Source organism: Acidobacteriota bacterium, assembly GCA_016703965.1.
Taxonomy (GTDB): domain Bacteria; phylum Acidobacteriota; class Blastocatellia; order Pyrinomonadales; family Pyrinomonadaceae; genus OLB17.
The window spans coordinates 228,676-244,694 of sequence record JADJBB010000002.1; the positions used below are offsets into that span (position 1 = coordinate 228,676).

Annotated in this window: 9 protein-coding genes; 2 read left to right on the forward strand and 7 right to left on the reverse strand. The window is 52.0% G+C overall.

Translation table 11 applies throughout. From position 1 onward, the window contains the following. Nucleotides 1-316: 316 nt before the first annotated feature. Nucleotides 317-4,021: a PAS domain S-box protein gene (locus IPG22_01075; protein ID MBK6586904.1), complete on the reverse strand. Its 3,705-nt coding sequence runs from the start codon at nucleotides 4,019-4,021 to the stop codon at nucleotides 317-319. A gap of 248 nt (nucleotides 4,022-4,269) precedes the next feature. On the opposite strand from IPG22_01075, the gene IPG22_01080 reads away from it, so the two are divergent. Then, entirely contained in the window at nucleotides 4,270-5,541 is a 1,272-nt protein-coding gene (locus tag IPG22_01080; protein ID MBK6586905.1) for a dipeptidase, read from the forward strand. A gap of 6 nt (nucleotides 5,542-5,547) precedes the next feature. On the opposite strand, the gene IPG22_01085 is transcribed toward IPG22_01080, so the two are convergent. The 5 genes from IPG22_01085 to IPG22_01105 form a co-directional block, all read right to left on the reverse strand. After that, nucleotides 5,548-6,318, reverse strand: coding sequence for an energy transducer TonB (locus tag IPG22_01085; GenBank protein MBK6586906.1), 771 nt, complete (start codon nucleotides 6,316-6,318; stop codon nucleotides 5,548-5,550). Between the two features lie 113 nt (nucleotides 6,319-6,431). Beyond that, nucleotides 6,432-8,402, reverse strand: coding sequence for a beta-propeller domain-containing protein (locus IPG22_01090; protein ID MBK6586907.1), 1,971 nt, complete (start codon nucleotides 8,400-8,402; stop codon nucleotides 6,432-6,434). A gap of 144 nt (nucleotides 8,403-8,546) precedes the next feature. Further along, nucleotides 8,547-11,354, reverse strand: a complete 2,808-nt coding sequence (gene secA, locus IPG22_01095) for a preprotein translocase subunit SecA (GenBank protein MBK6586908.1) — start codon at nucleotides 11,352-11,354, stop codon at nucleotides 8,547-8,549. Nucleotides 11,355-11,588: 234 nt separating this feature from the next. After that, complete coding sequence (locus IPG22_01100; GenBank protein MBK6586909.1) at nucleotides 11,589-12,317, reverse strand: hypothetical protein; 729 nt, start codon at nucleotides 12,315-12,317, stop codon at nucleotides 11,589-11,591. Nucleotides 12,318-12,320: 3 nt separating this feature from the next. After that, nucleotides 12,321-13,676 carry a hypothetical protein gene (locus tag IPG22_01105; protein MBK6586910.1) on the reverse strand — a complete coding sequence of 452 codons (1,356 nt, stop codon included), beginning with the start codon at nucleotides 13,674-13,676 and terminating at the stop codon, nucleotides 12,321-12,323. Between the two features lie 381 nt (nucleotides 13,677-14,057). Here IPG22_01105 and IPG22_01110 point away from each other — a divergent pair, with 381 nt between their 5' ends. Beyond that, nucleotides 14,058-14,780, forward strand: coding sequence for a DEAD/DEAH box helicase (locus IPG22_01110; GenBank protein ID MBK6586911.1), 723 nt, complete (start codon nucleotides 14,058-14,060; stop codon nucleotides 14,778-14,780). Nucleotides 14,781-14,857: 77 nt separating this feature from the next. Here the strand turns inward: IPG22_01110 and IPG22_01115 are convergent, their stop codons facing one another. Further along, entirely contained in the window at nucleotides 14,858-15,907 is a 1,050-nt protein-coding gene (locus IPG22_01115) for a hypothetical protein (protein MBK6586912.1), read from the reverse strand. Nucleotides 15,908-16,019 lie beyond the last annotated feature (112 nt).

Genomic DNA, 16,019 nt, shown 5'->3' on the forward strand with positions numbered 1-16,019 from the left:
TTTTTTGTGAATTTTTGTGTTTTTTCGCTTTTTGTCAAACTTTACCAAGGATTACCCCATTAAAAGTGTGAATCGATTCACACTTTTCTAAAAAATAAAGCTGAAACGCCGTAAATATTGGGTTTTAAGAATGTGGCACGTGCCACAACGGCTTGGATCCGGGAATCGATTGGTAGAGGAAAAAGCGCCGTTTTCGAGGCAGGTTGGCGAATTTGGTAGAGGTTTTTGTGAGATTGGTCAAAGGTGGTGAAAACGAGAGAATTTGCCGCAAAAAGAATTTTGGACGCGTGAGTGGATGGGCGTAAACCCGGCAGAATTATTGAATGTCCATGACCTCGATAACGTTGCCGGGCGAATGGAATTGTAGCGATGGGTTTTCGTTGAAAACATTCGCTCCGCCTGCAAGGAAGTCTTCCGCCGCCTCGCGGTCGATCGGTCTTGAGAAAAGGAAGCCCTGACCGATCGAGCAGCCGAGAGTGCGGAGCTTTTCGAGCTGTGAGACGGTTTCGATACCTTCGGCGACAACCTCGATGTTGAGATTTTCGCCGAGCATGAGGATGGTTTTTACGATCGCTCCGCTTTTTTCGTCGGTGTCCATGATGTTGATGAACGAGCGGTCGATCTTGAGGCGTTCGAATGGGAAACGCTGTAAATAGCTAAGTGATGAGTAGCCCGTGCCGAAATCATCTGTTGAGAGATTGACACCGAGCTGGTCGAGATCGGAGAGGACTTTTAGCGAGCGTTCGCTGTGTTCCATAACGGTGCTTTCGGTGACCTCGAGCTTGAGCTGGCTCGGCTTCAGATCAGTGTCGGCGAGAATTTCCTTGACCTGTGAGGTCAGATTGGGGTGCATGAGCTGTTTTGCCGAGAGGTTAACGCTGACGGAGAGATCCATCTGGAACCGCCGCTGCCATTCAGCGATCTGCCTACAGGATTCTTCGAGGATCCATTTTCCGATGGGAATAATAAGCCCTGTCTCCTCAGCAACGCTCACAAACTCGTTTGGCCCGACAAGTCCGTGAACCGGATGCCGCCAGCGGATCAGAGCCTCAAATTCCTTGACGCGGCCAGTCGTCATTTCGACGATCGGCTGGTAGAGCACCTCAAATTCGTTGCGCTCGACCGCATGCCGCAGATCTGTTTCGACCTGGAGCAGGTTCATGTTGCGAACGTGCATCTCGGTGTCGAATATCTCGTGCCGAGCCTTGCCCGATTCTTTCGCACGATACATCGCTGCGTCCGCATCGCGAAGGAAATCCTCGGCCTGACGGTGAACGTCATTCGACACGATAATGCCGATACTGGCGGTCGTGAAGACCTCGTAATTATCGATCCTGAATGGCTCGGAGATGCGAGCTTGCAGGCGTTCCGCGACTCTGATGACCTCGCTCGTCTCGCCGCTGCGATTAAGGAGGATGGTAAACTCATCGCCGCCGAGACGTGCGACCACGTCGCCGGGCCGGACGCAGCTCGTCAGCCGTTCGGCGATCGCGATCAGGAGTTTGTCGCCAACCGCGTGGCCTAGACTGTCGTTAATTACCTTAAAGCGATCGAGATCGAGGAAGAGAACGGCGAATTTTGCAAAAGAGCTGTTATCCGATCGCTCTACTGCCTGCCGCAGGTGATTCATGAAAGAAACGCGGTTCGGCAGGTCTGTCAGAGTATCGTGCAGGGCATAGTGCCGCAGCCGTTCTTCGGCTTGCGTTCGCTCGGTAATATCGCGAAAACAAGCGACGCGGCCAACGGGTTTTCCTTCGAGATATTGCGGTTGGGAATATCGTTCGAAGATACGTCCGTCTTTCAGCTCAAGTATTTCGGTTGCGACCGCCTCGGGATCGGAATAGACATCTTCCAATTGACGGCGAAAATCTTCGGTATCGCGGATCTGCCCTGTAATTAGTTCGATGAGCTTTTGCCCGTCTTTGCTATCGATCACATCGTCGTCGATGCCCCACATTTCTACGAATTTTCTATTGCAGGTAACGATCTCACGTTCGAGACTCATTACGACTATGCCGTCCGCGGTGGATTCAAATGTTGAGGATAATAGGGATAAGGCGTTGTGAAGCGATATTTCCGCTTGCCTGCGGTGGGTAATGTCGCGTCCGATCCCTTGAACACCGACCGGCAAACCATCAACGACGATAAGACGGGTGCTTATTTCCAACACTACTCGTTCGCCGTTCTTGGCGATGATCTCGATCTCATAGGTAGCAGGCATCTGCCCGTCGAGTTTCTTTGCGGTCATCGTTCGGGCTTTATTTAGAAACTCCGGTGCAACAACTTGGGCGATGTTCTTGGTCAGAGCCTCCTCTCGCGTGAAGCCCGTGATTATCTCGCCCGCACGATTGAGCGATGTGAAGTTTCCTTCCAGATCGTGTGTGTAGATCAAGTCGTTCGCATTCTCAAAGAGATCACGGAATCGCGATTCGCTTACTTTCAGAGCTTCTTCGGCATTGTGCCGCTCGGTGATATCCTGAATCGTGCCCACCATTTTAACGGGTGCGCATGTGCTTTCGTCGTATTCTGTTTCGGCCTTGCCACTGAGTAGCCGGATCCGGCCGTCGGGCAGAACGATGCGAGCTTCGAGGTCGAGAAATCGCCTATTAAGTACAGCTTCACCAAAACAATGGCTGACACGCTCTCGGTCGTCTGGATGAACCGCGTTGTAAATGAATGAACTTGAGATCTCAACTTCTTGCGGTTCGTATCCGAATATCCTGTAAACCTCATCCGACCAGGTCACGATGTTGTCGTTGGCGTCATTGATGTTGTGGATCTCGAGTTCCCAACTGCCAAGATGAGTGATCCGCTGGGCGGCGGCGAGGTTTTCCTCGCTTTTGCGCAGGGCCTGTTCGGTGGCCTTTCGCTCTGTGATGTCGCGGGCGATCCCTTGGACGGCGATCGGAACACCGTCTTTGGTGATCACACTGCTGTTGACTTCCAGCGTGGCCCGGGTCCCATCCTTTCGCAGGCAATCCACTTCGTAGACGGTCTGATCGGCATCGCCCGCGATCTTTTTGGCAAGTTGAAGCTTGACCAGTTCAGCGTGCTCAGGCACGATGACGGATCGCATATTCAGAGTTAAAGCTTCCTCACGGCTATAGCCGAAGATACGCTCGCCTGCCTGATTGATCGATATATAGTTGCCCTCAAGGTCGTGGACATAGATGATGTCGTTGGCGTTCTCGAAAAGCTGCCGGTATCGGGCCTCACTTTGCGTGATCGCATCGTTGGCCCTTTTATTTTCGGTCACATCACGCCAGAGGACCATTCCGGCAAAGATGCTGCCGTCTTCTTCGCGGACAGGTCGCACGTGCGTTTGAAATGCTCCCGTTTCGATCTCGCTGTCAATTACAATGTCTTCACCGGCGAGTGCACGGCGGTAGTAGCCGACCCATTCATCGGATATCTCAGGCGGAAAGACCTCGAAAATAGTTTTATCCTCAAACATCTCCGGGGTCCAGCTATGGTTGCGAAGCTGTTCGCCGTCGGCGAGTGTGTAGCGAAGATCGTGATCAAAAATGAGTACGGAAGTTTTCGGGATGGTGCGGGCAAGCGTTCGGTACAGTTTTTCTCGCTTCTCGAGCTCATGCTGGGCAAGCTTGCGTTCAGTGACATCCAGAATGACCCCCTGCCAGCAGATCGGCACACCAGAACTATCTTTAACAAAACAACTTCGGTCACGAACCCAAACTATACGACCATCTTTGCAAACGATCCGATATTCAAAATCAATGGCTTCGCCTTTTTTCATTGCGAGGCGGGTTTTTGTCAGAATTTCGTCGCGATCGTCAGGATGCATGACACGATCCCAAATGTCGTCCTGGGTGAGCCAGTCATTCAGCGGGTAGCCGAATTTCTCAAATGTGGGGCTGATATAAAGCGGAGTATGCGGCGATCCTGCCGCGACGGCGTAGAACATCACGGGCAGACTTTCGATAAAACTGCGGTACGTTCCTTCACTAACCTGTATCTCAGGAGAAGACATCTTTGAAGATTTTTGTCGCTTTTTCGCCATATTTGACAGACCTTATTCTAAAGTTCCATCCACATCGGAAGATCTAGCCACGGTAGCGGCTCAATAACTCTAAGTTAAGCAAATAAGAGGTTTGAAGGTCTGTGGATTAGATCGCAGTGAGGCACATTTGGTGATGGCTGCCGAGGACGCGGCAAAATGACCCAATTCATCATAACATCTCGCATTATTCGCTGACCAGCTTTTTTTATCGTGCTAGAATACGAAAAAGTTCAACGGAAACTAACAATATGAAGAATATTTATGCCTCGCTGCTCGTCCTCATTTTTGCTCTAACTGTCACCGCCCAAAAGATGCCGGCCGGAGCCGATACAAAGCTCTGGGAAAAGGCACTGAAGATCCACCAAAAAGCGATAGTCGTCGATGGTCATAACGACATCACGACACCGCTGGTCGATGCGGATTACGATCTGCGAAACAGCTCGATCGGGAAATTCCAGCCCGGCGGCGATCCGATGCACACGGACGTTGCAAGATTAAAGGCAGGCGGTATCACGGGCGAATTCTTCGCCATCTATGTTTCCGGTACCACGATGAAAACCGGCGGAGCGATGCATCGAGCGGTGGACATGATCGATGCGACCTATCGCGAGGTCGAGCGAAATCCGGCGAGCTTTTCATCATGCACGACTGCTGCCGAGATACGCAATGCTAAAAAGCAAGGGAAAACGTGCATTCTCATGGGGATCGAGGGCGGTTATGTGATCGAGGATTCGCTCAAGGCTCTGAGGATAATGTATCGGCTCGGCGTTCGCTACATGACCCTGACCCACAATGTCGCCACAAATTGGGCTGACGCCCATCGTGACGAAAAGAACGGCGGACTGACCGATTTCGGCAAGGAGGTCGTTCGCGAAATGAACCGGCTCGGGATGTTCATCGATATCTCGCATGTTTCCGTCAAAACCATGAACGATGCCCTCGATGTCTCGACTGCTCCGGTCATCGCGTCGCATTCCGGGGCCCGTGGAGTTAACGACCATACGCGTAACGTTCCCGACGATGTTCTCAAACGCGTCGCTAAAAATGGCGGCGTCATCATGGTCAATTTCTACCCGTCATTCCTCGACGAGCGCACCAATAGTGAGGAAAACGCCCGGACCGCTAAGCTGAAAGATCAGGTCGAGGCTATTAACCTGAAATTCAAAGGAGATCAAGCAGCGATCAACGAAGCGATCCGTAAACTCGAGGAGGCAAATCCGATATACGTGCCGAGCTACGCCCGGATAGTTGACCATATAGACTACATCCGGAAAGTTACAGGCTCTATCGACAACGTCGGCCTCGGTTCCGATTTCGACGGCGTCCCGTTCCTGCCAGCCGGAATGAATGGAGCCGAAGACCTGCCGCTCGTCACCTACGAAATGCTCCGTCGGGGCTATTCGGAGCCCGATATCAAAAAAGTCCTCGGTGAGAACCTGCTGCGGGCGATGGCTCAGATGGAAAAGGTTGCCGGAAATAGGCAGATCAGCGGGCAGGGAAGTTTGAAGAAGATAAAGTAGGACTACCTAATATATTGAAAACGAGTATGCAATTGTTCTTAGACTCGTTACAGGTCGCCCGTTCTTGATGCCCGGCTTAAATCCAATTTTTTCTGCGGCTACGTAAGCTTGTTCCGTAAGCCCATTGGCTAAAGCCTTAACTGGCATTGCTGCCGTAACTTTCCCTTCGCGGCTAAATAGGCATATGAGAACTATGGTGCCTGTAGTATCGCTTTTCCGGGCAGCGTCGGTGTAGCCAGGCGGGGATTTCGCTGTGATCATTAGCTCCGTGTCTAATTCCGCATTTGAATAGACCGCGTCTTGGTTAACGGCTTTATCAAGTTCGTATAGGAATCTTGATTTCATTATCCACTCGTTTTCTTTTGAGAGTTGCCCCTTCAATTCGAAAGCTCGCCGCGCCGCCTTGGCCGCAATTGTTAGCTTTGGGGCAAATTCCTGTAGAAAAGTTGACAAGGACATTCCGGCAACCGGCTTGTCGTCCGCAGCGGGAAGCCGCTTCCTAATTTCACCCTCGACAACTCGGTATCCTCGTTTGACCGACTTATCGTAGGCTTTTTTTGCATCCTTTTCGTTCGCTAGATTTTCGTACGCACGGCCAAGATAATATAAGTCTATGAAGCTGTCGCTATCTTTCAGAGCTTTCACTGCTCCCGCAAAATCGCCTTTATTCAATAGGGCGATCCCGTCCCTGTTTTCCGATTCCTGAGCCGAAATGCGTATCGTAAACGCTGCAAAAGTAATAACTAGTGCAATTATGTTTGATCTTTTGAATGACATAAATTTTGGGATTTGTGGAATATTAAAGATTGTCAACAACTCCAATGTTACCACAATCCCGAACACGTAAAATTAAGAAGGCGGATCGAGTCCGCCTTCTTCCTAAGCAGTTCTTAGTCTTCCCCGGTGATTTGGGCGAGCCTATCTCCGGGCGAATAGTTCACCCGGCGGACTTCGCGTATTCTCGCATCATCCAACCGTCCTTCGACGATCTCATAACCAAGCAGCGCAAATACGCGGCCGCGGAGGAATATAGGGCGGGCGTTGCCGTACCAGTCGACGCATGAGGCTTTGCAGCGGTCGTTGGTCGAGGTGTTTTTTGCCTCTAGTTCGCCGACCTGGCTGAGGTTATTGTCGTTGTTGCGGATGAAGATCACGGCGGCCGAATCTTCGGTCAGGTGACGATACCCTGGGCGTCCCTCACGCGCGATTGCCAGGCCGAGCAGGCCGCTGTCGTTGCCGTCGGGTTTGTAGAAAAATCCGTGGCTACGCAATTCGCCCTGCGACGCGTTCTTGCGCACATAACTCTGCTTGACCGTAGGCATATGGCTTAGATCGATCGGCGAAAAGTAGAGGTCCGATCCATTAGAACCGACCACAACCGCATCGCTGCCCATCTGCTCGATTCGGTCGACTGAATGGTCAAGATACAGGCTGCTTGTGCCGCCGGTTTTCCAGTTGACGGCGTAGAGATTAGCTCCGTCTGTCTTCTTCTGACCGCCCCAGCCGTTACCGCTGCCGTACAGGATGTGGTCGCCGACGAAGCGGTTCTGCATCGTGTAACCCTCAACATTAGGCAGATTGCGATAGCTGTCACGCGAAGCCGATTCGCTGCCATCATTGAATGCGTCAAGCGAAGTTCTGAACAACGCGATGTCGCCGGTTGTCCGTTCCGAGCCCCACATTTGCTCACCATTTCCTTCCGAACGCACGAGTACATTCAAATGCTGATCATCGCTCTCAAGGAACGAGAACTGATCGACGGGCACGCCAGAGACGCCCAACGCACTCGGTGCCGAACCGTCGAGCGGCATACTGTAAACCGTCGACGAAGTTGTACTCTGGTTTCCGCGATAGTTCCATTCGCTCGTCCAGACGTAAACATTTTTAGCCGACACGTAGAAAATGCGGCCCGGGGCACCGAGAACGGCAGTTCCTTCGCAGGTCATATCTTTTGTAGCAAGATCGCATACAGTTACCGTGTGCAGGGCCGATGCGGCGTTTGCTGAGTCTTCATTTCGCGGCGAGCGATAAACCCTCGTTGCCGAGACGACCGTTTTGAATTCGCCATCCGTCGCGCCTTTGTGCCACTTTCTGACGGCAGGGAACTGCTGCATCGGATCGCCATAGTAGCCGAAATATTGAGGCGTGTAGAAAACAAGCTTGTCGCCGATCAGTCGGCTCGCGTAGTTTCGCGAGGAATAATAGTCGTTCGATTTCAAGTGATAGCTCGAACGAAAGCCCAATCCGCCACGCGAATCTATGTCGAACAGGTTGATCTCCGTCCCGCCGCGGCCGTAACTATAGCCGATCACTACAACCGTATTCTTCGATACGAGCATCTCATCGTACCAGTCGTTGCTCGGGTTAACGCCGGGAGCGTAGGCATTGACGGAGGAAACGGGGGCGAGCATATTCGAGCCCACGCGAACCGTGAACAAACGTCCGCGACGCAATATGACAAGATGATCACCATGAACCTTCACGATGCCGCCCTCATCAACGCCGGCGGTCTGGTTGTTGGTGATGCCGTCGTCTTTGTCCGCACCAGCCTTTGCTTCGTTGGCCGCGACGCCGTCTGCGAGCGAGGACACCGGAGAAGGCTGCGCGGGCGAATTTGACGCCGCAGATTTGTTCGCATCACGCTGTGCCCGCTGCTGCTTTTCGGCCATTTTCTTGAAATGGTCCTTCAAGGCATCTTCCGAAGTAAACGCCTTCATCGTCTTCGGCGGCTTAACCGGAATAGCATTCGAATTCTCGACATCGGGATCATTCATCGACGCACGCAGAAAGTAATTAGAAAACGAATAAGCAAAAGCACCCGTGACAAGCACAACCAAACCAACTGCAAAACCCTTTTTCATCATCAACCTCCGACACGGACGCTAAGGTTCGTGTGATATTAAATTTCACTATCCAGAGGTTGAACGCCCCATCTCGCAAATGCTTGCATAAAAAAAGTAGAGCGAATTACTTCGCTCTACCTTAGAGATCAGCTTAAGTTGATTCTAAGCTCCCGCTCCGTGACACTTTTTGAACTTCTTCCCTGATCCGCAGTAGCACGGGTCGTTGGGTTTGACCTTGGGTTGGTCGCGGACGAACGGGGTGTGTCTTGCGGCTTCGGCTCCGGCGGCTTCGGCGGTGCCCATGGCTCCTGTGAATGCCATACCGGCGGCCTGGCGGCGGGCACGCTGCATTTCGAGACGTTCGAGGCGTTCGATCTCTTCCTGCTCGTCGCGGTCGACGATCTGGAGGTTAAAGAGAGCCGTCGTCGTGTTGGTATCGATGCGGTCGAGCATGTCCTGGAACATATCGAACGACTGTTTCTTATACTCGACGAGCGGATCTTTCTGCCCGTAACCGACGAGCCCGATGCCCTGTTTTACATGGTCGATCGAAAGCAGATGGTCTTTCCACTGGCTGTCGATGATGTTGAGCATGATGTAACGCTCGTACGCACGAAGCGATTCGCCGCCGGCCTTGGCTTCTTTTTCAGCATAGTTGGCCGAGGCTTTTGCCCAGATCGCTTCTTCGATCTGGTCGGGATTCATCGTTTTGAAATCGACTCCAGCATCCCTTGCCGGGTCGATGGCGTAAATGCTCTCGATCTCAGCGGCGTAGGTGTTGACATCCCATTCATCAGGCCCTGCCTCGAGGCTGAGCATGCTTGACGTTAGGTCCTGGAGCAGGTCTTTTGCCACGCCGTTTTCGCCGAGCAAATACTCGCGATGCTCAGGTTCGAACATCAACTGCCGGCGCAATCCGTAGATCGTCTCACGCTGTTTGTTCATTACGTCGTCGTATTTGAGAACGTGTTTACGCGTTTCGAAATTGCGTGCCTCGACGGCTTTCTGAGCACGTTCGATCTGGCGTGAGACGGTTTTTGATTCGATGGCAACGCCTTTTTCCATGCCGAGCCATTCCATCATCGATCGAACTTTGTCGCCCGCGAAGATACGCATCAGATCGTCTTCAAGGGACAGCACAAAGTGTGACGAACCCGGATCGCCCTGACGTCCGGCACGGCCGCGAAGCTGGTTGTCGATACGCCGCGATTCGTGGCGTTCGGTTCCCAGGATATGCAGGCCGCCGACGGCTTGAACGGCTTTGGCTTCCTCAGCGACGACGGCTTTGGCCTTTCGAAGCTGTTCGTTGAACTGCTCCTCGGTCGCCTCGTCCGGATTGATCTCCATTCGCTTCAGGTACTCACGAGCAAGCGAATCCGGATTACCGCCGAGCAGAATATCGGTACCGCGGCCAGCCATGTTGGTTGCGATAGTAACTGCGCCTTTACGGCCGGCCTGAGCGATGATCTCGGCTTCCTGCTCGTGATATTTGGCGTTGAGGACTTTGTGCGGAACGCCGATCGCCTTGAGCTTTGCAGCTACGAGTTCTGAATTTTCAACCGAGACGGTACCAACCAAAACCGGCTGGCCGCGTTCGTTGAGTTCCTTGATCTCATCGACGACCGCGTCCCATTTTTCGGGAAGCGTGCGGTAAATGACGTCGGAACCGTCCTTACGGATCATCGGTTGATTTGTCGGGATCTGAACGACGTCAAGGGTATAAACCGTAAGGAATTCTTCCGCTTCCGTCTCAGCCGTACCCGTCATGCCGCCGAGTTTTTCGTACATTCGGAAGTAGTTCTGGAGGGTGATCGTCGCAAGCGTTTGGTTCTCTCGTTCGATCTTGACGCCTTCTTTCGCTTCGACCGCCTGGTGCAAACCGTCCGACCAGCGGCGGCCCTGCATAAGACGCCCGGTAAAATCGTCCACGATGATCACTTCACCATCTTGAACAACGTAGTGATGATCGGCCTTATAAAGGGTGTGAGCTTTAAGAGCCTGCTCAACGCAATGGAGCAGATCCATATTTGCCGGATCGTAGAGATTTGAAACACCGAGCAGCTTTTCACATTTAGTAACACCGGCTTCGGTTAGAACTGACGAATGGTTCTTCTCGTCGAGCAGATAATCGCCGGTAGTGACCTTTGTCTCCTCGTCTTTGTGTCCACGTTCAAGCTTTGGAATGATCTCGTTTGCGGCAAAATATTTGTCGGTAGCTTCGTCCGATGCTCCGGAGATGATCAGCGGGGTACGAGCTTCGTCGATGAGGATCGAGTCGACCTCATCGATGATCGCGAAGTAGTGATCCGGCTGGACGAGTGAATCAACGTCGAACTTCATGTTATCGCGAAGATAATCGAAGCCGAATTCATTATTTGTACCGTAGGTGATCGAGCAGGCGTAGGCGTCTTTCCGCTCAACGTCATCCATATCGTTCTGGATGCAGCCGACGGTCAGGCCGAGGAACGTGTGAATTTTGCCCATCCACTCAGCATCGCGGGAAGCTAGATAGTCGTTGACGGTAATTACGTGTACGCCGCGACCCGTGAGGCCGTTAAGGTACGACGGTAAAGTCGCGACGAGCGTTTTACCTTCACCGGTACGCATCTCAGCGATACGGCCCTGATGCAAAGCGACGCCGCCGATCATCTGGACGTCAAAATGACGCATTCCGGTCACACGACGCGAGCCCTCGCGAACGGTAGCAAATGCCTCAGGCAAAAGCTGATTCAGTATCTCCTGCTCAGCCTTACGGCGTTCTATCTTGTCGTCGATTCCCTCGAGATGCTTTGCGATGATCTCTTTGAATCTAGGTGTCTGAGCCTTCAGCTCGTCATCGGACATTGCCTGGACCTTCGGTTCCCAATCGTTGATCTGCTGGATGATCGGCTTAACATTCTTCAAAAAAATGTCGCTCGATGACCCGAAAATTTTCTTAACTAACTTATCTGCAAAACTGTTAACTGCCATATAATCCTCTTGTTTGGCGGCTTGCCGCTCTATTTGCGGAAAAGCTATGCTTTTCCGGTTTGGTTCCGAGTCACCCTTGCGGCTCCGCCGCCGGCGGCGAAGCCGCAACATTAAGGTTAGTGATCTCCGGCGAAGCATAGCTTCGCCGCAAATAGAGCGGCAAAGCCGCAATTGAAATCCTGTTAAAAATGGCGAGTGGAAAAAGAACTTTGGAAATATCGATCCGAATCGCCGCTACTTTTGCGAGGAAAGCAGCGAACTTAGACCTGCGCGGGGGAGGTGAATTACAAGAATTACGGTATTATCGGTGATTTTCGACTTCGAATTCTCTAAAACTATCTTTCGTTCGACCGACAGACCTGGTCGTGGTTGAGAAAGGATCCTAGCAACTTCTTCGCCGAACACTCGAGAGGCGTCAACATCTTTTGTTACGAACTTTATTGACAGGTCAAGTCCGTTTTGCTCAGTACTGAGCCCAAAAGAAACACCGAACGGCCATGCATCAAACTTCTTCCCAATGCCGAGACTTGATGAGTATTTAAAGTACTCACGCCCAACCCGAATTGCGGCTTTTTCAAACGCGGCCCGAGCCGTCGGAGATATCTCTCCCGATCCCAAATACGAAGGTGAATTATCGCTTTCGCAGAAAGACAGACCTTCAACAGTGACGTGGTGCGGCCTCTCCCAAGAAAACTTTTTTTGTGCTGCCAATCGCGAGAAATCTTGCGCAAGATCAATGACGGCACTTAGAAATAAATCGTCGCTCGCTAGTTCGTCGAAATCAACACCGTTGGGTTTGGTGTCGAGATCGTCCTTGATCTCGACCTCGTCTTTGACGTCGAACTGCCGGGTCATCGCCGCATTAGCCAACACCTGCGGTGTCGCCCCGGCCAATATCAGGCCGAAGTAAACGCCAAGTGTCGCAATGACGAGGATCGGGTTTTGTGTCTTGTGACTAGTCAAATCTTATTTTCCGGCAGTTTTATCTTCGGCCTTTGTCGGGTTGTTACCGCTGGGTTTGGGCTGAGTAGCTTTTTTCGCACTCGACTCTTTGAGCTTGCGGTTGATCATTTCCTGGGCGATCGGTTTGGGGATAGCGAAATTCATAACGAAATTCTTACCCTCTGCGGTCACTTTTGCACTGTTCAACAAAGTGCGTTCGTCGCTGGGGTCCTCAGTGATCTGCTTGCCCACAGATATCGCCAATCCGAGTCCACTGGCTACCGTTTTTGCTGCCTCCGGCGTTTTTTGGCCCGAAGTGATCACGACCGTGATCTGTTCATCATCCTGAATAAGCGTCGCACTGAATTTATCGACGTTCAGGTTTTTCAAATAGGTCAGGTAGCCGCTTTTCCCGAGAGCTTCGAGGGCTGCTTTCCCAACGTCGATCATCTTCTGATCGCCTTTTTGTTTAGAGACGTCAAATTTAGAGGTTTTAAGATCTAACGAACCGTCAGGAGCAAGTACTCCGTTAAGGACAACAGTAAACGGCTGATTGAGATCGACTTCTTTCGTTTCCCATTTAGCGGCAACGTCATCGGCAAAATCGACCAAAGGTTTTTTGTTGATATCGACAGCCTTGATCGCGTCACTTGTCATGGGCGACGGCAGTGGTTGAGGCGTCGGTGTCGGTGAAGGCTTAACCTCGGCTACGTCATTGTCGTCGATATCCGGCAAGCCGTTTGGATTCGCCTTAACTCGCGGACTCTTTCTTGGCCGCGGTGGCTTGTATGAGGAGGTCGTGCCGTTATCGAACGAAGGAAGATCTCCGCTGACAGCGTTCGGATTTGAGGGAGGCAGAACCGGCGGTGTATCGAGCAGGTTGCCGCTTGGCGGGAACGGGGAACCGCCGCCAACATCGATATCCGGTAAATTATTGAACCCAAGGTTGTTCATCGGCTCCATCGAAGCCTGAAATTGTTCCGGGTTTGCGAGCTGGAAATAGCCTTCCGGGTAAGATAGCGGCGGGGCAACACCTGTGACGTCGACAAACGTGATCTCAGAATCAGCGATCCTTGTATCATCATACGCGGCATCCACGTATTCCCGGTCGGTACCAAACAGCATGCTGCTCACATAAACCACGTCTAGAACCGAACAAACTCGTCCTACGAGCGGGCTATCGCAGCCCTTCATTGTCAAAAGGGAAGTCTGGGCGACGATCAAGAGCGCCAGAATATTTCCGATCGCTGAGATGCCGAGTATCTTGTAGAGACGGCCCGACTTTTCCCAAGTCTTTAGCTCGTAGTGCTTAAATAGCTCGCCGCCCTCCACTGGTGGTGTCGGTACAGGCTGCTGTTGGTATAATGACTGCTCAAACATATAAAAATATTCGCGTTTTCGATCTAAGCTATAACTGCTTGCCTGAGATTTTAGACGCAAAGCCCGCTAAATACGTTGCGGGCAATCTAATATTTTAACACCTAATTAAGGTGTTTGGAAGCGCCGTTTTTTGACCGGTGGCGGCGGAAGACGCAGTAGGCCGTTTCGTTTTCCGGCCTTTTGCCGCTACTGCCGCTGCTGCTGCCAACTGAACCCGTGTTACCATCTGAAAATATGCCGCGTAAACCAGACCGCAATCGTCGCCGCCGAGGTCCTTCTTCTCCAAGTTCACGGCCATTTGGTGAACGTAGAGATAAACGCGATATTGCACACGAAAGTTCCGCTCCGCGAAAGCCGATAGCGTTGACGCCGCGGCAGCTAATGGCGGTGGATCGGCTGCTTTCCGGCATCGGCGTTCCTGAACCGCGTCCGATCAAGCCGGACCCATTTCAGATAGAAGCCCTCGCTGCGATCGAGACCGAGGACGTTCTAGTAACGGCACCAACGGGAAGCGGCAAAACTTGGATCGCTCGCGAAGAGATCCGTCGTCTGCTCGCCGCCGGAAAACGGGCGTGGTACACGACCCCGCTGAAGGCCCTTACGAATTCAAAATATGCGGAATTCTCGATCGAATTCGGCCCCGAAAATGTTGGTATTCTGACTGGCGACCGCAAGGAAAATACTTCCGCTCCGCTGATCGTCGGCACGACCGAGATCTATCGAAATCAGCTCTTCGACGCTCTTCGCGAGGGCAGTCAGGTGAGAACCGATTTTGTTATTCTCGACGAAGCCCACTATCTCGCTGACGAAGAACGCGGCCACGTTTGGGAAGAATCGATCATTCTGTCACCACCGCGAATTCGCCTCCTGCTGCTCTCCGCAACGGTCGGCCGTGCTGAAGAATTTGCAGCCTGGATCGAAGAGATACGAGGAACAAAGGTTCGTGTTGTCAAAGCTGGCCCACGTCCAGTTGAGCTGCGAGCCGGGTACATCTCGACCGATCTGCAGCTTTTCCCCCTGTTCGGCGAAGATGGTGCGTATAATCGGGATCTGGATCAATTCACACGGCAGCGATCAAGCGGATTTCATCGTCGAAGACGGTGAGAAGCTGGAGAAAGAGAAAGTGGGAAGGCGAGTAAAATCTCGCTTTCCCACTCTCTTACTTTCCGGTTTTCTCTGAATCACTTTATCCCGCCGATCATTCCATCGATATCCGCCTGGGGCACAAGCAGCTCGATCGAGACATCGTTTCCGCGGCTTTCGACTTTTGCATTTTTGATCAGCCGGCCATAGATCTGCTGGTCAGGACGTTTTGAGCCTCCAAAAATTGCACCGCCCACCATTTTCAGGCCATCGAGCGAGTCTTTTAGGCTTTGAGCCTGTGCAGCCTTTTTCGTACGAGCGGATACAAACAGCGACGTGCCTGCGACGGCTACATCAAGCGACCCTGAGAGATAATCGATCGAGTCAAGATTCGCACCAAGTTCGTCGTTATCGAGAGGAACCATTTTCGATAATCCGCCCGGGGCTTTAACCGCAAAGCTCATCACCGAGGTTTCCTTTACTGACAGAAGGCTCGTAACGTCGGCTCCGAGCCGAGTTCCGCCCGCGATCGTTTCGCGGATCCGCGGGACCGAGCCGATAGCTATTGTATTTTTATCTAGTGCCGTGACGGCAACTTCTTTGGTGAGACCTTTCAGAGCTTGGTCCATCAGATCGGCAACCTTTGAGTTGGCCGGCTTTTGTGCCTTTTGGAGAACGTCTTTTGGCGTGAAAACAAAAACCGTTTTATCCCCAATATTTTCTTCTCTATACGTGCCTTTCGATGCGAGTTTCGCGACGGCGATCAGAGCACCAGCGTTAATATCGCCGTTGGCAAGAGCGACCGGTTCGTAGTCGTACTCTTTTGCTGAAACTGTCTTGATCGCGACGCCGACCGTGACCTGGTCAAATTTTCGCAGGTCGATACCTGTTGTCGTCTCCATTTCGGTTATCTTCGCCATAACCTCGGTCAGCATTGGTTGATTAGCTGACAAGATCTTTGGCAAAGCGTCGTTAACGAAGCGTTTTGAATCAAAAACTACTACGCCATCCGAAGCGGGCAGTAAATTAACGAGCCGTGTTACCTCTGCCTTTTTAAGGCGGGCCGTACGAGCGTCAACCGCGGCAAAACTAACGACATTCACTAACAGAACAGCAATGGCAGAAAGGGCAAAAAATCTTGTTCTCATGCAATAAAACCTCAGTAAACTATCGAACTTCCTAAAGATAACAGATGCGTCAATGTTCGGGAATAGTTGCCGGACATTTCCGATGTTAATAGAGACGGGGAACTGCTCGAAA

Excerpts from the sequence above, each read along its gene's own strand:
- IPG22_01075 (MBK6586904.1), bottom strand. The coding sequence starts at position 4,021 with ATGGCGAAAAAGCGACAAAAATCTTCAAAGATGTCTTCTCCTGAGATA.
- IPG22_01080 (MBK6586905.1), top strand. The coding sequence starts at position 4,270 with ATGAAGAATATTTATGCCTCGCTGCTCGTCCTCATTTTTGCTCTAACT.
- IPG22_01085 (MBK6586906.1), bottom strand. The coding sequence starts at position 6,318 with ATGTCATTCAAAAGATCAAACATAATTGCACTAGTTATTACTTTTGCA.
- IPG22_01090 (MBK6586907.1), bottom strand. The coding sequence starts at position 8,402 with ATGAAAAAGGGTTTTGCAGTTGGTTTGGTTGTGCTTGTCACGGGTGCT.
- secA (MBK6586908.1), bottom strand. The coding sequence starts at position 11,354 with ATGGCAGTTAACAGTTTTGCAGATAAGTTAGTTAAGAAAATTTTCGGG.
- IPG22_01105 (MBK6586910.1), bottom strand. The coding sequence starts at position 13,676 with ATGTTTGAGCAGTCATTATACCAACAGCAGCCTGTACCGACACCACCA.
- IPG22_01110 (MBK6586911.1), top strand. The coding sequence starts at position 14,058 with ATGGCGGTGGATCGGCTGCTTTCCGGCATCGGCGTTCCTGAACCGCGT.
- IPG22_01115 (MBK6586912.1), bottom strand. The coding sequence starts at position 15,907 with ATGAGAACAAGATTTTTTGCCCTTTCTGCCATTGCTGTTCTGTTAGTG.